We start from the raw sequence: 24,207 nt of genomic DNA on the forward strand, positions 1-24,207 counted from the left end.
ATCCATATGCGGACGGGATTGTCATTACCGCTTCTTGATACAGGTTTAGGCCGGTCACCAATTTTAGTCTTTTCTTCATGGGTAATCTCAGGAGCACCGTCAACCTGAATCTCAACTACTTTTTTGCGGGTATCCTTAAACCATTTCTGGAAAATGTTATAAGGGACTTTGTTCTTGACACAAAACGATTGGAGAGATTCTCCACGGGGTAACGCCTCCGTCTGGTACTGAAAGTAAAACCTTTCAAGATCTTCACTGCTATACATAATTCTATAAATTTGGTTGGCAGCGAAGTTACCCATTTCAATCAATAGCCATTTTTTGACTGCTTACTATTTGTTTTTTATTTGTGTAAGAAAATGAAGTATAAGTTGATTGAAAAATATATATGTTAAAAATGTGAATACTAATAAATAGAGAAGCAATCCATACCATGGCTGAAGTGCAAATCCAGAATAGAAAAAGACAAATAAACATAACGTGATGTAAATAAATTCCTTTTTCTTGATAAATAAAGTTTTAAAATCATCACATGAGAATAGACACCAAATAACGGTGAATAATAAAGTGCCAATAGCATAAGATTCTTTAGTATTGTGTATAAAAGTGAAAATAATATTTATTATTATGCTTATTAACAAAGTAAACAATAGTTTTTTCATATACTTACTCTGTTGCTTCCTAGCCTTATACAGATTGACAAAAACACTAGTGTTGATGATTGCGAAAATTTGAGATGCAAACAATATAAACATAGTCCTTATTGAATCTGTGTAATTCGGAATAAAAAATTTTATTATAATTTGTGCACAAAACGCTAAAATCATGAGGAAGCAAGAAAAGATGACAATTAAATTACGTAGGTTGCTTATTTTATTATCATCTATCTCTTTTAAACAAAAAAAATTGTACAATGTAATAGAAATCGGAGTGACAGCTATATTAATGAAATTTACAATTGTTACTGAAAAAGAATAATATGCAAAATCAGATACGGATAAAAAAAAGGAAACAAACCATTGACCCATGCATACTAATAATGAAAAAGCTATATTTCCCAACGTCAGTGTATAACCAGCATTGATGTCTCGCTTAAAATAGAAATATGAAAATTTTATTTTTATTAATTTCTCATGAAACTTTTTAGACATATAGCAACTAATGGCTATAAATAGCAAATAATTTAATATTACGTAAGAAATTATATAAGGGAAAAACGATGTCTCTTTAATTATTAACAAAAAAAACAGATTAATAACACATGTAAAAATGGTTAAATAATTCATTATCCTGCCATACAAACGATATTCTCCAGTAGATTGATATAGATATCTGAAGTATGTCAGCATATTTACAGGAAGAATAGACATACTTGCGAATAATAAAATTTTATTATTTATACAGAAGGATAATAATATTATTATTAACGTTATCATTAGCTGAAAAGAAAATAGAGTGGACAGTTCTTCTTTTATTTCAGTCCTTGAAATATCACCGATTCTTTTCCCACCATTAAATAGATACATTCCGTCAATAAAACCAAGATGTAATAATCCAATGTATCCGGCATATAATTGATACGTTTTTATTGCAGCATAAGATTCAACAGGCAAATATCGTGGTAAGAGGAAGTTTGTGGCTAAACTAAAAAATAAATTTAAAACATTTGCAAGAAATATTATCGCTATACCTTTAGAAAGACTTTGTGGCATATAATTTAGGCTTTAAATAGTGTATAATAATGATTGTCAGAAACAGTAATATAAAAGTATTCAAGCAAAGATAATTTGAAAAGAGTTGTTCTTGTATGGCATGTTCAAATAAAGGCATCATAAGCATCCCATATAGAATAAAAGTAGCACTTATACCTGATTTATTTTTTAAACGTTTCATTTTCTCATAATAAATGGAATAAAAGAATCCTTCAATGACTTGAAATATGATAATTCCAGTAAAACCAAAATCATGATGAAAGGCTCTGAATGATGTATAGACATTACCCAAAAGAATTCCATTTGAATATCTGAATTCTTTGTGCATAATTAATTCCTTATCGTCAATAAAACCCAATTTTATTAGATTATTGTATAATGCACCGAAAACTTCTGTGTTATTATTCATTGCTTCATTCGGATGTTTCAGATATAAATCGAAAAGTTGTATTGAACCTCCAACATACATTGAAATATAGTCAACAATATTGGAATCATTTTGTCTTCCTACAAGGTAACGTATTGCGCTGAACATCACCAAAAAAAGAATTGAAAATCCGACTATATATAATATATATTTTAGCAATGCTTTCTTTTTGTATTTGCCATATTGTTGTTGGAATAGCAAAAGAAATACAATAAACATAACAAATAATTGTATTAGGGGTGCCCTTGAACCTGAACGTATTGTTGCATAGCCTAAAATAATCACAGGTACTAACCAAATTATATATTTTTTCCATTGACCTGTTGCGATTGTGTTATTGCAATAGATATACAGGCAAATGAATGTTATGACAGTTAAAACTTTATAAGACTGATTTGCGATAAAAGACAAATTTTCATCTCCATAAGAAAAATCGGATCTAAAATCAGCCATAGCAGTTTCATAATCTCCGCCATATCCTCCAACTATATGTGAAACTTCTTGAATATATATATAGGCACATATAAATATTATTAGATATAATATGATTGTTTTTTGATTTGTTATATTAATTACAAAAGCTCTTTTTATGGGAACAGGCTTATTTTTGTAGTGAGTTCTAACAATAAAACTACTCAAACAAAAGCTCAATAAACCAACCACTATGTATAAAACAGTAATATTAGATAGTTTTATGTGCCATGATTCAATATTATACATTGCCGCATATATTGAAAATGTATATACAGCGCAAATAATTACGGGTGGAGCTATAATTTCATAGCCATAATAATAAAGCGATATTAGTAGTAAGGCTAATACTAAAATAAATAATAGTAGAATCATTTTGTTGAAAATAATTAGTTTCCAATTTTAAAGGTGATAAGTATGTGTCCAATTCAGACATCCGTAAACGTCCAATTCTGACGTACCCCCTGTTTTTCAGGCGGTATGTCTGAAATAAGATTAAAATTCGGTCGATATTTATAATTTGTTAGCACTTATGCCGATAGTCGAGGGCATAAGTTTTCCGTAGTCGCGGTTGCCTGCGGTTATCTCGGCAAAGAATTTCTTGAGGTATTCCAGGATTGAATACCCCTGAAGCTTGCAAGTGGACACGACGGAGTGGTAGGCCGCACTGACACGCACCATCTTGTCACTGACCGAAGAAAAAGAAATTTGTTGATTATTCACCAGCAATCTGATTCGTTCGTCAGCAAGGCTGTTGTATATTATAATATGATTTTTCCACAATTCAATTAATTTATCATTTCTGTCAATTTATGATATGCCTCACTGAATAAGTTTAAGTACTTTTCATTTGTTGAATTGTATCGTCCAAAAATATTATCATCAATAGAATTCAAATTTTTTACAATGGTTATCCATTCGTGTTGAGTCATATCAAATAAGCTATAAATTCGTTCGGAGTGTATGCTTACGGAATAGAAAAGCGTGCGCTTTATGTCATTCCCCAATCGAGATTGAATAAGCATATTAAAGAATAACAAAATTAAACCCGCAATTTCTGTGCAATTACGATAGAGTTCATTAAAATCATCTTCTTCTATTGCATTTTGCGGATGAAAAGTATTTTTTAAATCTTCAATATGAAAACTACCTTGATACTGTGTGCGCTGACTTCCTGTAGGATGACATATAGCTACAGTCAAGTTATTGCTTAATTCGGATATGTTGTCTCTTAGTTTCATCAAGATGTCATAATCACTAGCCATTTGTTGGGTCTTATTGAAATTCTGTTGCTCTTTTAAAGTTAAGTACAACAAAATAGTACTAAGGAATCCCCAAAAAGGAGCAGTTGTTCCACCTATAGTATCTCCTATTTCGCCAGTTTGTGTTAAGTCGAGCCAGTCAAATCCTGGCAAAGTCAACAATCTTGGTGCTATAAATGCCAAGGCCACAATTAAAGTAACAATACAGCCGATGTGTTTTTGTAGAAAATTCATATTCGATTATAAATTTGTCAATTTATTTTTTATAAATTATAGATGCTTAAGCAAATGGTAGTTTCATGAGTTCTTAAAGTTTTCAAACTTCTCCCATAAATCCAACGCATACGGCACACCATAATCTTCGTATGCTTCTGTATGCTTTAACTTTTCCAATCCGTCTTTCAACCGTTGCAACTCTTCCGCTGGGAAATTCCCACTCTTAATAGAGCTGATGATTGCCTCCATCATATCTTGGCAAACATAGTCGGGACTGTACATGTCATCGAAATAGTTGTAATGCTCGTCTTCCACAAAGTGGTAAGTGATACTTTCGAGAACTTCGAGTAAGACGGTTACTGCTTCGGCATATCTACCTTGACTTAACGATTCACGAAACATTTTCCGATAAGGTGAAAGCAGGTCTGCAATAGTGTCGCAATCTTCATTAATGTTGCGCTTGTTGAATATGGTTTCGATTTCCGCTTTCAGCGGAGTCAATTTGATGTCAGTGCGTGATTTGTCTTCCATACGCTGACGGATATAGCTCATTTTAAGTTTGTGAGTTTATGAGTTGACATCCTGCTCTTGTTTTTATGAAGATACCTTCGCGGGGAAACGGTTCGTAAGCGTTCGATTCAGACATCCCCTACATTACCAGACGGTAGGCCTAAAATAAAATTTAGATGTAAAAACGAATAAGGCTCTGCAAACATCCCATGCAGGGGCGTATTGTATACGCCCGAATGCGTCAACTAATCCACGTAGATGTTTTTGGGCAGGCAAACCCTGCCCCCTACAAGGCATTTTGGCAAAATGAGGACATTCGTACTGCTTTTTTAAAGGATATATACTGCATCGGCAGTTGCAGTATATATTCATCAGCAGTTGCAGTATATATTCAACTGCCGATGCAGTATATATTCATTTTTCGGGTGTACTATCCTGTATGGTCTGTTCTGCCTGCTGCGCGTTCGGGGCGATGAGGTTCTGGCAGCCGTTGATGATGCAGACAAACTTGGGGTCTTCCCGCTCGTGGAGCTTGTCTATCTCATCGTGGTACTTCTAACTTATACTTCATTCTTCATTCTATAGGATGTCGCTTATGCTTACGCTCTTCGTCATGCTCTGCCACGAATGTCTTGCTACGGTGAGGTTCAGCGGATAACCGAGACCCATTATCTCACCCAATTTCTTCAGGCTGTAATTGATGCGGTGCAGGAGGCTGTCATACTGTTTCCATTGCTCGTGTGGGGCTTTTGCCGTGATGACAGGGAAAAGGCGTGCCGTGCCTTTCCTTCTGTAACGGTCTGCTATCTCCTGCAGTGCCGGCTCCCAGGGAATGGAGATTTCCTTACCGGTGATGTGCTGACGGTAAGTGAGCTGTCCGTCCTGGATGTTCTTTCTTGTCAGGCGGAAGATGTCATCGCTCCTCATGCCACGTGCATAGACAGAGAACAGGAAGATGTCGCGGGCGAAGACGATTGACGGATGTTCGCTGCTCAAGTCCAAGTCACGCATATGTTTTACCTCCGCAAGCGTCAGGCCGTTTTTCTCTTTCTTGACGTGATAGCTCACGTCCATGCCTTCGAAGGGATGGCATTCATCGGCCAGTCCGCTTTCTACGGCAAGGCGGTAGACCCGTTTCAAGTTCCGGATGTACAAAGAAATGGTATTGCGCCCTAACTCCTGATTCTTCAGCCACGTATGATAGTTGCGTATCAGCAGGGAATCGAAGTCCTTGAAAGGCACTTCGCTCTTGCCCAAATAGGCAATGAACTTTCTGAGATACATTTTCAGCTTGTTTGCGGCATCGTAACGCCCCTCGTCCTGCAGTTTCTCAACGCGGGAATTGGCGTATGCAATAAAACCGAAACCTTCCAGCCCCTCTCCGGCTCTCCCAGCCCCTCTCCAGTTCTCCCCATGAGGAGAAAGGGTAACAGCCGTCTGTGCTATATCCTTTTGCACTTTATTCTTCATCTTTCATTCTTAATTCTCGGGCTTCATGCATCCCAGAAAATCGAAAATGTTAGGCTCGTCGAAATAAATGCCCATGTCGGCGTAACAGGCTTCCTCCGGGTCTTCCGGTACGGTGTAGAGGTCTTCGTAAAGACTGAGCCGCTTGCCAAACGTGGTGGTGAAAAATGTGAGCTTTGCCGCATCCTGTTCTTTTTTAAGAATGTCGCTCCAATTGGTTTCACCGTTCCACACGGGCAAGGCTTCCTTGTTAAGCCAGACTGCAGAACCGTTTATGTAAGTTTTGTCATTGTAAGTGACAAGCTGGGCGGCAAGAGGACGGCTTTGCACATTTTCCGAAACAGGCGCGGGGAAAATCACATCACGGAACTCACGGCCGTCCCTGTGGAGTAAAGTGAGCGTGCGCCCGTCTTTACGCCCGATAACCGTGTAAGTGTCCAAACGTTCGGAACGGATAGCATCGAGACTTTCCGCCGCTTCTTTCAACCTGTCTTTTTCTTTTCCTTCGGCAAAAGACACTTCATAACGGAACTGCCTGGACAAGGTATCCGCCAAGGAGTATCCGCGCTTGTCACGCCAGTTGAAGGCAAGGTCTGCCCACAGCATCTGCCGGGCGGTCTGCCAGTCACCCGTAAGCCTGCGGAACATCACCTCCCTGAAACGCAAGTCCGGGAAAATGTGCCACATGACCGGATCTTCACATGGAAACCAAGCCATCATGCCGCTCATACGGGAAAAATCACCCGACAGCACGCATTCTGTCATCCATTGCCGGAGGGCACTGCAACCGGCTCTTGACACAGCTTCTGACACGAGACTGTCCACTTGTGAAGTGGCATCCGCACCCATGTCCAGGCTTTCGCACCAGCGGAACACGACATCGCCCACGCTGCGGTACCTGTATTCGTAAACACCGTCAAGCCCGACGGCAATAGTGTTCTCCGTATAAAGCAGCAGAGAAAGTATAAACTGTTCATCGAACCCCGCCGCATACTGTTCAGCCAAACGGTGCAGCCTGACGTAGATTTCATAAAAGAAAACCACGTCGCCATCCACATTCATGGACGGATGGTGGAGGCGTTGCCATCGGGAAGTAAATTCGGCTATCGTGTACATTTTATTTCAGGTAACAAGTTGACCAGTTGACGAGTTAACGAAGTTTTAGATGCCATTAGTGAAACTATTCAGAACCTTGTTGCCTTGTCAACTGATACCTTGTCAACTTCAATTGTGCAGCCACACCGTCCGCAGATACCTGCGCCATACGGCAAGATGGTTGGTAGTATTGATTTCCTTGCAGATGCGGACACAAGTCTGTATCAGCTTGTCCTTTGCCGTGTCTTTTTCTTGAACTGAAGACCGGATAGCAAAGACATTCAACGTATCTTCGCCGACCTTAAAATCCGGTACGGCTTTTACGGCTGAATCCGCATCCGTCAATACCTTATATAATGTTGGGGCATAGTTGCGGAAAGACTCGATGAGTTTTTTCCTTTCCGTATTCGTGGTCTCGTCAAGGACAGATTGCGACCTTCCCGACACTAACTTCTCGTTGGCTTTTCCTGCCGTAAGGAAATATCCGCAGAGAAAATCGTTCCAGTTGGCGAAGAAAACGAGGTTCCCCATCTCTTCCCTCATGCCGATATGGGCATAATACGCAGTGTTGGTTTTTCCGTCCTCCTGTCTGCTGGGGTAATAAACCTCTTCGGTAATGTCCACCCTGCGGATGATTTCCGTAAAATTCTTATGTTGAAGTTCCACCTCGTTCTTGCCTTCTTCCCATTCTATTCCGGATGTAGGTGTAAGAAACGAACGCAGGAGAATCTTTTGCCAGTTTTCCTTCACATATCCGGGAGTATCATGTTCGTAGCGGGCAAGGTTTATCAGAAGTTCAGCTTCCTTGGTAGTCAGTCTGGCAAGACGGCCGCCCAATGTTTTCTCACCTTTCTTGTCAAGTTCCCGGCAGAGATTGGTCAATGACAAATCGACAGCAAGGCGTTCCATCAGTTCATAAAGCATGGCTTGCGTGCGCTTTCCGTAACCGCAAGCCTGCAGGATGCCGACAAGCAGGTCAACGGCACGCCCTTTTTCCGTGCCTATAGACAGGCGGTCGCCCTCAGCATTGTGGAGACGGACAACGTGCAGGTCGGAGACATTGGGATAGGTGACGGTCAACCAGCTGCCCGGCACCATGCCTTGCACGCGGAACACCAGTCCCTTTTTGCGGTGGAAGCGGCAGATGTAACCTTCTTGGCCGACAAACGGACCGTCGACCACGCGCACAATCTCATTCGCCTCGCCCTCTTTCGCGTTGAAGGCATAGTCCGAGTAAGGACGCTCCAGCACTATTACCTTATCAGCGTAATTCTCGTTGTAGTCACGGAAAGCGCGCATTTGCGATTCGGGTATGGTGCAAGCGGTGGCTTTCTCGTCCGGTGTACGCTTGCGGTTGTAGCGGATAAAGGCATCGGAACAGTTATCACGAAGGAACTCAACCAGTGCGTTTTGGGTGGCAAGCACGAACACATAGCCATCAAAAAGAGGCATCCGTTGCTCACTGTCACCTCTGCGCACGTACACCTTGGTATGGGTAGGACAATAGACTTCCAGTATGTTCCGGATCTTGTCCTTTTCGCGCCCAATGAGTGCACACAACTCCTGTTCATGTCCGGGTTTGGTACGGACAAGGAACCATTGGTAATCTACGTTGTTGAGTTTGTCGGACAACATGATGGATTTACGATTTACAAAGTACTATTTACGGTGGTTAATCCCCATTTACAACACAGCTAAATCGTAAATTGTAAATAATGCCAATCAGGAGTTAAAAAGGAAGTTATAGGTAGTTATCGCCCACTTATCGGGCTGGGAGTTAGATGCCAATACCTTTTGCACAGCTTTCAGAAGCAAAGCTATTGACCTTTAACTCCTGAACGAAGTGATAACTCCTGTGAAACATAACTACGTTTAACTCCTGATTCGCATAAATAACCAAATTGTAAATGAACAAGGCGTTCCTTACGTTACCCTCATGACAATCGCATGACGGCTAACCGTTACCTCTCCGAATTTGAATCACTACGCTTTGCAAACTTTTTTAAGAAGTTTTCAGGCGTTGTTTACAGCATTCTTTAGGTTTAGCGGCAGCATTCCGGAGTAAAAACTCAGCAACAATGTCCTGCCGTTGTTATGTGACGAGAAGTGCAAAGCGCAATGCGCTTGAATGTTTTTGCCTCCATATCACAAATATTTGATATACAATCAATTAAATATTTTCAAGTTCGCCGCTTTATCATTGTTTTATATTATGAAGCGGCAAAACACGTTGCAAATATAGTGAAAAGATTTAATATTAAGGATTTTACGGTCAAAAAAAAATTCATGATTAGTGATTAAATTTCCCCAAAAGCTGCATTTGTTCGACTAAATCCGGAGAACATTATCTACTATTTATTGACTATCAACCTGTTACAAAATTCTGCCATTTCATAATATACAATAGCAAGTTTTATTGGATAGATTCCGGTCGTTTTATTTGCGAAAAATCTTGACAATCAGTTAACAGGTTCAAGGACATGGAAGGAACTTCGGGGTGAAAGCTGCATTGACATCAGTGGGCTGCCCGAAAAGCAAAGCATCTGCACCAGCCGTGGTTTTCCAGACAGTGGTTTGACGGAGTTGGGAGTGATGGAAGACACTGGCACTTGAAATGCGAACATAAGGCAGCCCAATACACCACAAGCCTTTGTGAAGTTATCAAGGTCAAAGTCTAATTACTATATATACAAGATGCCATTAAACCTAGAAGCTGTTTTGAATTTCTCCAAAAAGTTTTTCTTGGCTTGATGTATCCGTTTTCGTGTGTGCTTTGGGCGATTTTTTGGTCCTTTTCGCTCCTGTTCTTCGTCAGATAGCCCGCTATCTTCCTCATCACAGAAGCGAAAATGCCTCAAAAACTCATCCCAAATCATCGCACGATAAATTCAAAACAGCTTCTAACACTAATTATCCACTGATAGCAATCTTCATCACCCCGTCCAGCTTATTCTCAAAAATGTGATAAGCCTCCTCTATCTGGCGAAGCGGAAAACGATGGGTAATAAGCGGAGTAGTGTCTATCTTGCCTGCTTCTATCAGACCGAGTATCTCGGCGCAGTCACACCCGTCCACACCGCCAGTCTTGAAGGTGAGATTCTTGCCATACATGTCGGGCAAAGGCAACATTTGGGGCTTGTCGTACATCGCCACCACGGTCACGATGGCATTGGGGCGGGCACACTCCCACGCCAGGCGGAACGTATCGTCTGTTCCTGCCACTTCCATCACCACATCGGCACCACCGTGCACACTATGCGCTTTCACAAAGGCAAGGCAATCTTCGGGTTCTGTTACCAGCACTTCGGGGTAATGCCGGCGTACGAAACGGATTCGTTCGGGCGAACGTTCGCACACAATGATGCGCCGCGGACGCTTCAGCATCGTGCAAAGCAAGGTACAAATGCCCGTAGGACCGGCTCCGATGATAAGCACCGTATCCTCCTCTTTCACCTCGGAGATACGCGCCGCCCAAAAGCCGGTAGCAAGTATATCGCCCACAAACAACGCCTGCTCGTCGGTCACCGAGTCGGGGATGCGGTTCAGCCCTGTGTCGGCATAAGGCACACGTACATATCCCGTCTGCCCACCATCGATACGGCATCCCAGCGCCCATCCGCCGTGAGGGTCGGTACAATTGTTCACGTACCCGTGGCGGCAAAAGAAGCATTCTCCGCAAAAGGTTTCCACATTGACGGTCACACGGTCGCCCGACGCAATGTTCTTCACAGCCTCGCCCACGGCTTCCACCACACCCACCATCTCGTGACCTACCGTGATACCCGGCACGGCACGCGGCACGCTTCCGTGTTTGATATGCAGGTCGCTGGTGCAAATGCTGCTCAGCGTGACCCTTACGATGGCATCGCGCGACCCCTCCAGCCGAGGTTCCGGCTTATCGCACCATTCGAATCTGCCTTGTTCTACATAAGTATAAGCCAACATAAATTCATTTACTATTTTTCAATTTTCAATTTACAATTTACAAAACTACAGTTTAATGTGCTAAGAAGCTATTTTGAATTTCTCCAAAAAGTTTTTCTTGGCTTGATGTATCCGTTTTCGTGTGTGCTTTGGGCGATTTTTTGGTCCTTTCCGCTCCTGTTCTTCGTCAGATAGCCCGCTATCTTCCTCATAGTAAAGACGCAAGATTTTGCGTCTCTACTCATCCCAAATCATCGCACGATAAACTCAAAACAGCTTCTAATAAACAAATGCAATGTGCTGATTCATTCTCACATTAGCCATTAAATCTACTCATTTCTTCCCAAATTCCGGGTCTATCTTCAGCAAGGCCGCCACGGCGAAAGTCGCACCGCAGCACGCCATAATCCAGATGAAGAAATGACGATAGCCCAGAAGCTCCTGAAGCCAGCCGGCTGCCATGCCAGGCAACATCATGCCCAGCGCCATAAAGGCGGTACAGATGGCGTAATGGGCGGTGCTGTGACTCCCACGCGAAAAATAGATGAGGTACATCATGTAGGCGGTGAAGCCGAAGCCGTAGCCCAACTGCTCGATGAAAATGCACACGTTGACCCAAAGTAAGGGCGTTTGGGGAAAATAGCTGAGGTAAACGTACACCAGGTCGGGCAGAGATATCGCCCACACCATCGCCCAAAGCCAACGCTTCAAGCCGTGACGCGCCACGGCGATGCCACCCAGAATGCCGCCCAAAGTCAACCCGATGACGCCCACTGTGCCCTGCGTGAAACCTATCTGCTCGGTGGTCATGCCCAGCCCTCCTTCTGCCACGGGGTCGAGCAGGAACGGAATGCCCATCTTCGCCAATTGCGCTTCGGGGAAGCGGTAGAGCAGCATGAAGAGCAATGCCACGCCGATGCCTTCCTTACGGAAAAACGAGCGGAAAGTGAGAAGGAACTCGCGCCACAGGCTCTGCGCCGAAATGCTTGCTGCCGGACGGTCGGCACTGGGACACGGAAGTACAAAAGCGTGGTAGACGAACACAGCAAGAAACACCCCCGCCAACAGTAAGAACGTAACGCTCCAGGCAAAAGGGATTCCCCTACCCGACTGTTCCAACCAGCCGGCAAACATCAGGAGCAATCCTTGGCCGGCGATGGTGGCAAGGCGGTAGAAGGTGCTCCGGATGCCCACAAACAAAGCTTGCTGGTGCGGCGTAAGCCCCAACATATAGAACCCGTCGGCTGCAATGTCGTGGGTGGCGGAGGCAAACGCCATCAGCCAGAACAGGGCGAGCGTGGACTGAAAGAAATGCGGTGCAGGTATAAGGAAAGCAATACCCGCCAGTGCAGCACCAATAAGCATTTGCATTGCCACTACCCACCAGCGTTTGGTGCGCACCAAGTCTACGAACGGGCTCCACAAAGGCTTGACCACCCACGGCAGGTTGAGCCAACCCGTATAGAGCGCCACCTCGGCATTCGAGATGCCCATCCGCTTATACATCACCAGCGAGAGGGTCATTACCGCTATATAGGGCAGCCCTTCCGCAAAATAGAGCGTAGGCACCCACGCCCACGGAGAATCTTTTTTCAAGTTACGATTTGCCAATTTGCTATTCATGTGAACCAGGAGTTAAACGTAGTTATGTTTCACAGGAGTTATCACTTCGTTCAGGAGTTAAAGGTCGAAAGTCTTACTGAGAATCTGTTTTGAATTTCTCCAAAAAGTTTTTCTGAGGTATTGGCATTCAACTCCCAGCCCACACCAGCGGGGCGATAACTTCTCACTAGTCGTCTCCTTCATCGAAACGGTCCTCACCATCGTCTTCATGACAACACCCGCGATGGTGGCGGTGAGGACGGCGATAACGGTTGTGGTCGTCCCACTCATCATCTCCTTCGTCGAAATGGTCCTCGCCGTCATCCCAAGACTCGCCTTCCCAGCGTCCTTCGTCCCACTCGTCATCCCATTCGTCATCGTAAAAGCGGTCGATGATGTTTCCCCGCTCCGACACCACCAGCACATAGCTTTGGTCATTACGGTCGGCCTGAACGATATAAAACATTCCCCGACGGTTCTCCATCGCCATATTATCGTTATCGTCTATCTCTTCGTACACGAACCCTGTCCTTCTCAATACACTGATTACCGCACGCGGAAGCCTGCTGCGGCGTACTTCCCACATGGTACGCAACCATTTTCCATCGGCATTGAAAATAACGATCTTTTCCTTTCCGCGATGCGACATTTTCACTTCGATGAATCCGTCATCCCAATCACGGTCTAAAATACGGGCATCCGGATATCTGTTCCGTACAAACGACGTAGGATCACTCTCTGCATACACAAAAAGCGCAAAGCACATTGCCATCATTCCTAAAAATACACGCATTTTCATAAATAGTCTGTTTTTTAATGGTCTACGGCAAATGTACAACACTTTTTCTTATCTGCCAAAAAAACAATTGGCAATTGACAACCGGCAAAGTGCTTTGTGCCCTTTGGGGACTGGAGCATAAAGCAATCATTACCAATCATCAATTGCCAATCAGAAATAATTGTCAATTGTCAATTGCTCAGTTATTTTCCGGACGGAGCTTACGTACTACCACACCCGTCTGCCACATTTCGCTTTCGCGCAAGGCTTTCAACTCTTCGTTCAGCTTTTCGCGATAGTCGGGCTGAGAGTTGGAGTCGATGGAACGCTGGGCTTCCAGTCCGTCGGCTACCGACTTATACAGTTTTTCGAATACCGGCTTGGTAGCATCGTGGAACGGAACCATCCAGTCGAGTGCGCCGCGCTGGGCTGTAGTAGAGCAGTTGGCATACATCCAATCCATACCTTTGGCGGCAAAGAGCGGCATCAGCGACTGGGTAAGCTCTTCTACGGTTTCATTGAAAGCTTCAGAAGGCGTGTGCCCGTGTTCGCGCAAAGTTTCGTACTGAGCCAAAAGCAAACCCTGGATGGCACCCATCAGCGTACCGCGTTCGCCGGTCAGGTCGGAAGTAGCTTCGCGCTGGAAAGTGGTTTCGAACAGGTATCCCGAACCAATGCCGATGCCCATAGCGATGACACGGTCCCAAGCCTTACCGGTAGCATCCTGATAGATAGCGTATGACGAGTTCAGCCCGCGGCCTTCGAGGAACATGGTACGCAAAGAAGTTCCCGAACCTTTCGGTGCCACCATAATCACGTCTACATCTTTCGGGGGAACCACACCTGTACGGTCGTTCCACGTAATGGCGAAACCGTGAGAGAAATACAGTGCCTTACCAGCCGTAAGATGTTTCTCGATAGTCGGCCAGCAAGCTATCTGCGCTGCATCCGAGAGCAATACGGCGATAATCGTCGCACGCTCGCAAGCCTCTTCGATGCCGAAAAGGGTTTCGCCCGGCACCCATCCGTCAGCAACGGCTTTATCGTATGTCTTTCCCGGACGCTGGCCCACGATGACATTGAACCCGTTATCGCGCAGGTTCAACGACTGGCCCGGTCCCTGTACGCCGTAACCGATTACGGCTATGGTTTCGTCTTTCAATACTTCACGTGCTTTTTCCAAAGGAAATTCTTCGCGGGTCTCTACGTTTTCGATAACTCCGCCAAAATTCATTTTTGCCATAAAATTACAATCTTTTTACGCAGACCTTACCGGTCCGCAAGTTAATATTTGAGTTTGTTAGTTTTTAAGTTTGTTAGTTTTTAAGTTTTCACCACAAAGGACACAGAGGCACACAGAGTTTTTTAATTATTATGAATATCCGCATTTTGCCCCCTACATAGGATGATTGCGGACATTCATTTTAATTATTAATTCTTAATTATTAATTATTCAAACACCACTTTGCTCCGTATGGCGGTCTCAGTCCCGTTCTTCCGTACCTCGATGTCGTATTCGTTTTCCGACTTCTGTTCCCGATAAAACCCCAGCACATCACCATAATGGCTTTCGGCTGCATACGCAACCTCGAAACGGTGCAGCGTTTTTTCACGGTACATTTCCAGCGGAAACAGGTCGAGGATATGCTCGATGTACTTGATGCTGTTCACATGCCCGTTCAGGTCGATGTCGCTGTACCGGGTATGATATTCCGCCACCTGCTGCGCATCGCCTACCTTTACCCTGCCCGCCTTTGCGATGGGACAAGGCTTGTCGGCGCATATATAACTTGTGATTTCATCGCCATGCAAGAGAAACAAATCGGCAGGCTTACGGGTCTCCATACTAATCATCGCCCATACCGAACGTGCATAACCGATGGGCTTGCCTTCCGCATTGAGTACCGCGAAGTTGCGGTCGGTGAAGAGCCGGTAGACATTTTCCACCCATGTCTCGATACTGAACTTCTCGTATGCCCGGGGCATATCGGTCATTTCCACCGCCAAGCGCGAAAGCACCCACGTATAATGGTTCTCATTCAATACCGCTATCCCAAACCCGCGGTCGGCGGCATGGAATCCGGCACAATTCAATAAATGGTTTCCCAATACTCCCATGGTGAGCCGTCCCGCAAAATCTACATGAAAAGGCTCAGCCACAAATTCGTATCTGCCTACTTTCTCTTTTGCGTCCATAATGTTTACTCTTTTTTCTCTTTCAAATAACGTTCTTCCCGATGCGCCAGGTACTCGTTCACCCGCTCGAAACAACTGGTAGACACAGCTATCCGCCCTGAGCGGACAAACTGGAGCACGCAGTTCAGGTCTTTCAGCTTCTGGTACAAGTCGGTGATTTCGGCACTCATTCCTGTCAGTTCCACGATGCAGAACGTGGGGTTCACCTCCACGATGTGCGCACTGGCACGGCGCACCACCTTCGATGCCTCAGGGTTCGACTGAAACTCGGGTGTAGAAACCTTGTACATCGCCACCTCACGCTGAAAGATTTCCTTTTCAGTGAAATAATGCGCCTGAATGACGTCGATTTTCTTCTCTATCTGACGCACTACCTTCTCCACGATGTCGGGGGTAGTCCAGCACGTTATCGTATATTTATGCACGCCCTTGATGGAAGATGCCGAAACGTTCAGGCTCTCGATATTGATTTGCCGGCGGGTGAACACGGCGGTCACCTGATTGAGCAAACCGGCAAAGTTTTCCGAGTGAACGATAATTGTATATAATGTCTTATTATCCATTTGCGTTTTATTTTTAGGTAACAAGTTGACGAGTTAACGAGTTGACAAGATTTTAGATACACAAAGCTATTCAGAACCTTGTCTCCTTGTAAACTGGTACCTTGTCAACTGATATTCAACAATCCAGTTCAAGCAGCATATCGTTTACCGAACTTCCCGGAGGAGTCATCGGGAGCACATTGCCTTCTTCTACCACACACACTTCGAGCAGGAAAGGTCCGTCGGTGTCCAGCATCTCGCGGATGGCACCTTCCAGCTCGTCCCGTTCCATCACGCGGCGTCCGGCTATGCCGTAGGCGGCAGCTATCTGCATGTAGTCGGGATTCATCATCGGCGTAAACGAATAGCGGCGGTTGAAAAACATCGCCTGCCATTGACGCACATTACCTAAGTAATTATTGTTCAGCAAAATAAGCTTCACCGGCACTTGCTGCTCCATCACGGTACCCAGCTCTTGCATCGTCATCTGCAAGCCTCCATCGCCCATAAAGGCGCATACCGTACGTCCGGGACATCCGAACGTGGCACCAATTGCCGCCGGAAGGCAGAAGCCCATCGTTCCCATACCACCCGAAGTCACGATGCTCCGTTTTTTCCCGAACTTGAAATAGCGGCATGCCATCATCTGGTTCTGACCTACATCGGTCACCAATATCGCTTCGCGGCAGGTTGCCTCGCTCACGGCATTGACCACCTCGCCCATATTCAGCGGACCGCTTTCGGGATGTACCTCGGGACGGATTACCTGCTCGTACTCTTTCTCATCGTACGGGCGGAAACTTTCTATCCATTCCGTATGCTTGTGGGTCTGTATCAATTCGGTCAGCAAAGCCAACGTACGCTTGCAATTGCCCAGCACGGGCACATCCACCGGCACGTTCTTGCCTATCTCCGAAGGGTCTACATCCAGGTGGATGACCTTCGCCTGACGGGCGTATGTTTCCAGCTTACCCGTCACACGGTCGTCGAAACGCATCCCCACGGCTATCAGCACGTCACACTCGTTGGTCTTCACGTTAGGGGCAAGATTGCCGTGCATCCCCAGCATTCCCTTGTTCAGCCGGTGGGCAGAAGGCAATGCCGAAAGCCCCAACAAGGTACATCCGCAGGGGATGTCCGCCTTCTCAGCAAATGCTTTCAGTTCTTCTTGTGCACCTCCCAATTCTACACCCTGCCCTACCAGCAGCAAGGGGCGTTCGGCTTCGTTGATGAGCTTCACCGCCTCTGCCACCATCTTCGGGTCGGTCTCGGGGTCAGGGTCATAACTCCGGATAAAGTCCACATTCACCGGTTCATATTCCGTCATTTCGGTCTGCGCATTCTTGGCAAAATCGAGCACCACCGGACCGGGACGCCCGCTCCGCGCAAGGTAGAACGCACGCGACACCGCCCATGCCACGTCTTCGGCACGACGTATCTGGTAACTCCATTTCGATATAGGCTGGGTAACACCTACCAGGTCCACTTCCTGAAAAGCGTCTGTACCCAATAACGATGCACCCACCTGACCGGCTATCACCACAATGGGCGTACTGTCTATCATCGCATCCGCCACACCGGTAATGGTATTCGTAGCGCCGGGACCGCTCGTCACCAGACATACTCCTACCTCACCCGACACCCGGGCAAAGCCCTGTGCCGCATGTACCGCTCCCTGTTCGTGACGCACAAGGATATGGTTCAACTTGTCCCGATGGTCGTATAATGCATCAAATACCGGCATAATGGCTCCGCCGGGATAGCCGAAAAGCGTCTTCACCCCTTCGTGCTCCAGCGAACGCATCAATGCCTCCGAGCCTGTTATTCTTTCTTTGTCCATATTCTTCCTTTTATTTATTTTAGGAACTAGGGTTTAGATACTAGTTGACTAAGTTTTGAATAGTCTTACGAATGGTATCCAGAACCTAGTTACCTAGTACCTAAACAATTCAGTCAATCATTCTCACTCCTCCTTTATCCGCCGAGCTTACCATCGCGGCATACGCCCTGAGAGCTTTCGACACCTTGCGGTCGCGCGTAACGGGTGCCATCGGACGTGCAGCCAGTTCTTCATCGCTCAGCCGTACGTTGATGGTACGGTTCGGGATATCTATCTCGATGATGTCGCCGTCTACAATCTTACCGATGTTTCCTCCGGCAGCAGCTTCAGGCGAAATGTGCCCGATGCTCAAGCCCGATGTACCGCCGCTAAAGCGTCCGTCGGTAATGAGGGCACACTCTTTGCCCAAGTGTTTCGACTTGATGTACGATGTAGGGTAAAGCATTTCCTGCATTCCCGGTCCTCCTTTGGGGCCTTCATGGGTGATGACCACCACATCGCCGCTCACCACCTTGCCTCCCAAGATTCCCTCGCAAGCCGCTTCCTGCGAATCGAAGACTTTAGCGGGACCGGAGAATTTCCAGATGCTCTCATCCACTCCAGCCGTCTTCACCACGCATCCGTCCTGCGCAATGTTGCCCTTCAATACCGCCAGGCCTCCGTCTTTCGAATAAGCATGTTGCAAATCGCGGATACACCCTGTGGCACGGTCGGTGTCCAACGTATCGTACATTGTGTCCTGCGCGCCCAGCGCGATGCAGAACGTTCCGCCCGGTGCGCTCCGGTAAATACGCAACGCCTCGGGATCGGGAGCGGGCACACATATATTATATCGGGCAATGGCTTCTGCCAAGGTAGTTCCGTCTACCCGGCGCACCGAAGTGTCCAGCAAGCCCCCCTTCGCCAGCTCGCCCAAAATGTTCAGAATACCACCGGCACGGTTCACGTCCTGTATGTGGTATTTCTGCGTATTGGGAGCCACCTTGCACAGGCAAGGCACGCGTCGCGAAAGCTGATCGATGTCGTCCATACAGAAATCCACTTCCGCCTCGTGGGCAATGGCAAGCAGGTGAAGCACCGTGTTGGTAGAACCGCCCATCGCAATGTCGAGGGTCATGGCGTTGAGGAAAGCCTGGCGTGTGGCGATGCTCCGTGGCAATACACTATCATCCCCATCACGGTAATACTTCCACGCATTCTCCACGATGAGCCGTGCCGCGTCTTCAAACAGGATGCGGCGGTTGGCGTGCGTAGCAAGAACGGTGCCGTTCCCCGGCAGGGCAAGCCCGATTGCCTCGTTCAGGCAATTCATCGAGTTGGCGGTGAACATTCCCGAGCAGCACCCGCATCCGGGGCAGGCATGACGCTCTATTTCCGCCACATCGGCATCGCTCACACTCGTGTCCGCCGACTTAATCATCGCGTCTATCAGGTCGAGATGCATCCCGCCCCACTCGCCAGCCTCCATCGGTCCTCCCGACACGAACACCGTGGGGATATTGAGCCGCATCGCCGCCATCAGCATCCCCGGCGTAATCTTGTCGCAATTGGAGATGCAAATCATCGCATCCGCCTTATGCGCGTTCACCATATACTCGATGCTGTCGGCGATAATGTCGCGCGAAGGCAATGAATACAACATCCCGTCGTGCCCCATCGCTATTCCGTCATCAATGGCAATGGTGTTGAACTCGGCGGCAAAGCACCCCTGCCGTTCGATTTCGGCTTTCACCATCTGCCCGATTTCATGCAGGTGGGTATGTCCCGGCACAAACTGGGTAAACGAGTTGACCACCGCAATAATCGGCTTGCCCATCATTTCTTTCTTCATCCCGTTGGCCACCCACAAGGCGCGGGCTCCCGCCATGCGCCGGCCTTCGGTACTCATTGAACTGCGTAACTGATGTTTCATCTCCATTATGTTTTTTTAGTTCTTTAGTTTTTAAGTTTGTTAGTTTTTAAGTTCTTGAGCTTCCACCCAATCACAATACCAGCTTAACCCAACTGCCAATTATAAAAAAGCCTCTCTCGACCTCAGGGGTGAGAAAGGCTTTTCAACGTATAATCTCGAACAACTACATACACGAACCTTCCTCACCCCCTGGTACCACCACGACGTGAATCAAATGCAGGACTGCCAAGTTAATTCGTATATCAGTTGTCATTGTCATTCGGTTTAATTGGTTTTTACGGTTGCAAAGGTAAAGCCTTTTCCCGAATAAACAAATAAAATGAAACTTTTTTATCGAAAAAAATTATCATTAGTAAGAGAGTGTTTCAATTTTTCCGATAAATTTATTTAGCGGATATGAATCAATGTATGATTGAGAAGCTGTTTTGAATTTCTCCAAAAAGTTTTTCTTGGCTTGATGTATCCGTTTTCGTGTGTGCTTTGGGCGATTTTTGGGTCCTTTCCGCTCCTGTTCTTCGTCAGATAGCCCGCTATCTTCCTCATCACAGAAGCAAAAATGCCTCAAAAACTCATCCCAAATCATCGCACGATAAATTCAAAACAGCTTCTGAAAGGTTCAGTATCTGTTTCAAGCTGTCTTCTTTTTACGTTCTCCATATCAAAACCGTACGGTTTCCATATCGAGAACGTACGGTTTTCAATTGGAGAACGTACGGTTTTGATATGGAAACCATAAAAGGATGATGTCTGGATTGATAATATAATCCAATCAGATATTTCAATTATATGGCTTTAGGAATTTGATTATAAATGCCCATAACATTTTTTCTTTGATTAATTCAAAACAGTTTCCAAATAAAACGGTTCATCGTTTCCGGTATCCAAGCAAAAGACTATCTTTGCACTGAAAACGCATATTAACGCATATAAAAAAGCTATGACAAATACCCCACAACTATTAGTCTATAAAGCCTCAGCCGGTTCAGGAAAGACCTTTACCCTTGCCGTGCAATACATCCGGCAATTGATAGAAGATCCTGCATCCTACCGGCGTATCCTGGCAGTAACCTTCACAAACAAGGCTACAGCCGAAATGAAAAGCCGTATTCTGGAACAACTCTATGGGCTGGGCTACAACGTCAAATCATCGGACAGCTACCTCAATGAACTGAAACGAATATGTCAGATGGACGAAGACGCCATCCGCAAGGCAGCACGACGGGCGTTGCACAACATCATACATGACTACAATCGTTTCCGAATTGAAACCATTGACTCTTTTTTTCAAGCCGTGCTGCGCAATTTAGCCCGCGAGCTGGAACTAGGTGCCAATATGACCATAGAACTGAATAACACAGAAGTACTTTCAGATACCGTAGATGCAATGATAGAAAAACTGGACCGTCATTCACCCGTACTGAGTTGGCTGATGGAATATATAGACGAACGCATCTCGGATGACAAACGCTGGGATATTTCAAGCGAAATCAAGAACTTCGGACGCAACATCCTTGACGAAGGATACATTGAGAAAGGCGACGGGCTGCGCCGTAAACTTGCCGACCCGACTTTCATTCCCAACTATCGGAGACAGGTGCAGGACATCCGCCGTGAAGCATTGGAAGAGATGAAAAGCTTTAACGACCAGTTTACAGGTGTACTGGAAATGAACGGCCTGTTGCCAACCGATCTGAAAAACGGTTCGCGTGGTATCGGAAGCTATTTCAACAAACTCGCCCTAGGAAACCTGTCGGACAATATCCGCAATGCCACTGTAGACAAGTGCCTGGCGAGTGAAGATAACTGGGCAACACGCACTTCACCCCATCGCGCTGCCATCTTAGACCTTGCCACACGCGAACTGATTCCCTTGCTGAAAACCGCCGAAGAGTTCCGGCCGAAGAATAACGTACTGGTAAACTCGTGCAATCTTTCGTTACGCTATCTGAACAACCTACGCCTTCTGGCACATATTGATGAAGAACTGCGCTTGCAGAACCAGCAACACAACCGTTTTTTATTATCCGATACCAACGCCCTCCTGCATAGCCTGATGCACGAAGGTGACGCAGCATTCATCTATGAAAAAATAGGTACTTCCATCGACACTGTGATGATAGACGAATTTCAAGATACGTCACGTATGCAATGGGAAAATTTCCATCTGCTGCTGGAAGAAAGTCTTTCACAAAGGGAAGGTAGCCTCATCGTAGGCGACATCAAACAAAGCATCTACCGCTGGCGCAACGGAGACTGGAAAATTCTGGCAGGACTGGGGAATGACCCGACCTTGCGTATCCGCGAACTGACCCTGAAAACGAACTGGCGAAGTGAAGCACGCATCATTTACTTTAACAACGCAATGTTTACTTCCGCTTGTACCGCCCTGAACCACAAATATGAGGATGAAACAGGCACCCCATGCCTGCAATTGCTCAACGCATACAGCGACGTATGCCAGGAAACTTCCAAACAAAACGAACAGGGATTCGTCAGCCTGACTTTCCTACCCGATACCCAAGAACAGCCATACGCTGATGCTACCCTGCATGCCCTTGCCAGCCAGGTAGAACAACTTATCGCACAAGGTATACATACCAATGACATAGCTATTCTGGTACGGAAAAATAAATCCATTCCCTCCATAGCCGATTATTTTGATAAACATACACCCTACCGCATCGTATCGGACGAAGCTTTCCGCCTCGATGCTTCGCTGGCTGTATGCATGATGGTAGACGGGTTACGCTATCTCACCTCGCCCGAAGACCGCATAGCCGGTGCACGTCTGGCAGTAGCATACCAGCACGAAATACTTCACTCCAGCATCAGCCTAAACCAAATCTTAGCGGATGACCTCACTCCTTTCCTACCTGAAGCCTTTGCAGCACAGATGCCTGAATTGCGCCTCATGCCTCTTTATGAGCTATTGGAAAAACTCTTCCTGCTATTCGATATGCAACGCATTGAGCATCAAGACGCCTACCTATGCGCTTTCTACGATGCTGTAACCGAGTACATGCAGCAACATTCGTCTGAGCTAACTGCCTTCATTGCTTTTTGGGACGAACGCCTGCACGAAAAAACCATCCCATCGGGAGAAATAGAAGGTATCCGTATCCTTTCCATCCATAAGTCGAAAGGATTAGAATTCCACACTGTACTGCTCCCTTTCTGCGACTGGAAGATGGAAAACGAAACCAACAATCACCTGATATGGTGTTCAGTGGCAGGAACAGGAAAAGAGACCGACCGTGCCCCGTTCAACGAACTGGACATCGTACCGGTAAATTATTCTTCAGCCATGGCAGACTCTGTTTACCACGACAGCTATTGGGAAGAACGACTCCAGCTATGGGTGGATAACCTGAATCTACTCTACGTGGCGTTTACCCGTGCGTGCAAGAACCTTATTATATGGGGTAAAGCAAACCAGCGGGGCACTGTATCGGAACTACTTGCTGAAGTAGCCCCCCAACTCAACATTTGGGACACAAAAACAGAAGAAACCGAAGAAACATCTCCTCTGACATACACCTTCGGCTCTCTCTGTCCTTCGGAAAATAAAAAACAGGAAAAAGGCTCTGAGAATCCACTTGCAGTACTTCCACAAAGCTTGCCTGTACAGGTGGAATCGATAGAAACCCCAATCGAATTCAAACAATCGAACCGTTCTGCCGACTTTATCCGAGGCGATGAAGATGAAGAAGAACACGAACGCTACATCCGTCAAGGACAACTCCTGCATCAAGTGTTTGCTTCCATCACCACTGAATCCGACTTACCTGGAGTCATCAAAAAACTCACGTTTGAAGGCATACTGGAATCGGAAGAGAAAGCATGCGAAATCGAAAAACTTGCTCGTTGGGCGCTAAACCACCCGCAGGTAAAAGACTGGTATGGAGGAAATTGGAAACTCTATAACGAATGCAGCATCATTTACACTGATGAAACCGGAACATTCCAGACACGGCGACCAGACCGCGTAATGATGAAAAAAGACAAAGTGGTAGTAGTCGACTTCAAGTTCGGTAAGAAAAAAAATGTCTACCGCCAGCAGGTAAAAGAATATATGAACCTGCTCATCGGGATGGGCTACAAAAATGTAGAAGGCTACTTGTGGTATGTATTCGGAAACGAGTTGGAAAAAGTATGACTCCACAGAAATCCAGATATCCAGAAACCGATACTTTTCCCCTAAAAAGGCATTAATATCCAATCCCAAGTGACAAATTCCCCAACTACTAACCCTC

General features: G+C 46.0%; 21 protein-coding genes. 1 reads left to right on the plus strand and 20 read right to left on the minus strand.

Translation table 11 applies throughout. The annotated features are described in order from the left end of the window. The 20 genes from B5G04_RS20285 to B5G04_RS20095 form a co-directional block, all read right to left on the minus strand. A partial coding sequence (locus tag B5G04_RS20285) for a hypothetical protein (protein WP_204247037.1) occupies nt 1-266 on the minus strand: 266 nt, incomplete at its 3' end. 66 nt (nt 267-332) lie between these two features. Continuing rightward, complete coding sequence (locus B5G04_RS18465) at nt 333-1,712, minus strand: hypothetical protein (RefSeq protein WP_087398301.1); 1,380 nt, start codon at nt 1,710-1,712, stop codon at nt 333-335. After that, nucleotides 1,693-2,985, minus strand: coding sequence for an O-antigen polymerase (locus B5G04_RS18470; RefSeq protein ID WP_087398302.1), 1,293 nt, complete (start codon nt 2,983-2,985; stop codon nt 1,693-1,695). Before B5G04_RS18470 ends, B5G04_RS18465 begins: the two co-directional genes overlap by 20 nt. A gap of 138 nt (nt 2,986-3,123) precedes the next feature. Continuing rightward, entirely contained in the window at nt 3,124-3,333 is a 210-nt protein-coding gene (locus B5G04_RS18475; protein WP_143270494.1) for a hypothetical protein, read from the minus strand. 65 nt (nt 3,334-3,398) lie between these two features. Beyond that, nucleotides 3,399-4,106, minus strand: coding sequence for a hypothetical protein (locus B5G04_RS18480; RefSeq protein WP_087398304.1), 708 nt, complete (start codon nt 4,104-4,106; stop codon nt 3,399-3,401). A gap of 63 nt (nt 4,107-4,169) precedes the next feature. Next, the gene (locus B5G04_RS18485; protein ID WP_239414154.1) at nt 4,170-4,619 is read right to left on the minus strand and encodes a hypothetical protein; all 450 of its coding nucleotides are present in this window, start codon (nt 4,617-4,619) and stop codon (nt 4,170-4,172) included. Nucleotides 4,620-5,177: 558 nt separating this feature from the next. Then, a complete protein-coding gene (locus B5G04_RS18500; RefSeq protein WP_087398307.1) occupies nt 5,178-6,068 on the minus strand; it encodes a site-specific integrase in 891 nt (296 codons plus the stop codon). 9 nt (nt 6,069-6,077) lie between these two features. Next, nucleotides 6,078-7,181, minus strand: a complete 1,104-nt coding sequence (locus tag B5G04_RS18505) for a hypothetical protein (protein ID WP_087398308.1) — start codon at nt 7,179-7,181, stop codon at nt 6,078-6,080. Nucleotides 7,182-7,289: 108 nt separating this feature from the next. Further along, complete coding sequence (locus tag B5G04_RS18510; protein ID WP_087398309.1) at nt 7,290-8,795, minus strand: transcription termination/antitermination NusG family protein; 1,506 nt, start codon at nt 8,793-8,795, stop codon at nt 7,290-7,292. A 1,046-nt stretch (nt 8,796-9,841) separates the two neighbouring features. Next, nucleotides 9,842-10,036, minus strand: coding sequence for a hypothetical protein (locus B5G04_RS20085; RefSeq protein WP_158100141.1), 195 nt, complete (start codon nt 10,034-10,036; stop codon nt 9,842-9,844). 34 nt (nt 10,037-10,070) lie between these two features. Then, nucleotides 10,071-11,105 carry an alcohol dehydrogenase gene (locus tag B5G04_RS18520; RefSeq protein ID WP_087398311.1) on the minus strand — a complete coding sequence of 345 codons (1,035 nt, stop codon included), beginning with the start codon at nt 11,103-11,105 and terminating at the stop codon, nt 10,071-10,073. A gap of 60 nt (nt 11,106-11,165) precedes the next feature. After that, a complete protein-coding gene (locus B5G04_RS20090) occupies nt 11,166-11,309 on the minus strand; it encodes a hypothetical protein (RefSeq protein WP_158100142.1) in 144 nt (47 codons plus the stop codon). Nucleotides 11,310-11,417: 108 nt separating this feature from the next. Continuing rightward, the gene (locus tag B5G04_RS18525) at nt 11,418-12,707 is read right to left on the minus strand and encodes an MFS transporter (protein ID WP_022039654.1); all 1,290 of its coding nucleotides are present in this window, start codon (nt 12,705-12,707) and stop codon (nt 11,418-11,420) included. A gap of 166 nt (nt 12,708-12,873) precedes the next feature. Further along, a complete protein-coding gene (locus tag B5G04_RS18530; protein ID WP_022039653.1) occupies nt 12,874-13,485 on the minus strand; it encodes a PepSY-like domain-containing protein in 612 nt (203 codons plus the stop codon). A 178-nt stretch (nt 13,486-13,663) separates the two neighbouring features. After that, a complete protein-coding gene (gene ilvC / locus B5G04_RS18535; RefSeq protein WP_013616880.1) occupies nt 13,664-14,707 on the minus strand; it encodes a ketol-acid reductoisomerase in 1,044 nt (347 codons plus the stop codon). A gap of 206 nt (nt 14,708-14,913) precedes the next feature. Further along, nucleotides 14,914-15,660 (minus strand): acyl-ACP thioesterase domain-containing protein, encoded by a 747-nt coding sequence (locus B5G04_RS18540; protein WP_087398312.1) that lies wholly within the window; start codon nt 15,658-15,660, stop codon nt 14,914-14,916. 5 nt (nt 15,661-15,665) lie between these two features. Then, a complete protein-coding gene (gene ilvN, locus B5G04_RS18545; protein ID WP_013616882.1) occupies nt 15,666-16,223 on the minus strand; it encodes an acetolactate synthase small subunit in 558 nt (185 codons plus the stop codon). A 115-nt stretch (nt 16,224-16,338) separates the two neighbouring features. Then, a complete protein-coding gene (gene ilvB / locus B5G04_RS18550; protein ID WP_087398313.1) occupies nt 16,339-18,042 on the minus strand; it encodes a biosynthetic-type acetolactate synthase large subunit in 1,704 nt (567 codons plus the stop codon). 109 nt (nt 18,043-18,151) lie between these two features. Next, on the minus strand, nt 18,152-19,954 hold the full coding sequence (gene ilvD / locus B5G04_RS18555; RefSeq protein ID WP_087398316.1) for a dihydroxy-acid dehydratase: 1,803 nt from the start codon (nt 19,952-19,954) through the stop codon (nt 18,152-18,154). 349 nt (nt 19,955-20,303) lie between these two features. Next, the gene (locus tag B5G04_RS20095; protein ID WP_158100143.1) at nt 20,304-20,537 is read right to left on the minus strand and encodes a hypothetical protein; all 234 of its coding nucleotides are present in this window, start codon (nt 20,535-20,537) and stop codon (nt 20,304-20,306) included. A gap of 354 nt (nt 20,538-20,891) precedes the next feature. Here B5G04_RS20095 and B5G04_RS18560 point away from each other — a divergent pair, with 354 nt between their 5' ends. Continuing rightward, nucleotides 20,892-24,110 (plus strand): UvrD-helicase domain-containing protein, encoded by a 3,219-nt coding sequence (locus tag B5G04_RS18560; protein WP_087246949.1) that lies wholly within the window; start codon nt 20,892-20,894, stop codon nt 24,108-24,110. Nucleotides 24,111-24,207: the final 97 nt, after the last annotated feature.

The organism is Bacteroides sp. An51A (genome assembly GCF_002161565.1).
Lineage (GTDB): Bacteria > Bacteroidota > Bacteroidia > Bacteroidales > Bacteroidaceae > Phocaeicola > Phocaeicola intestinalis.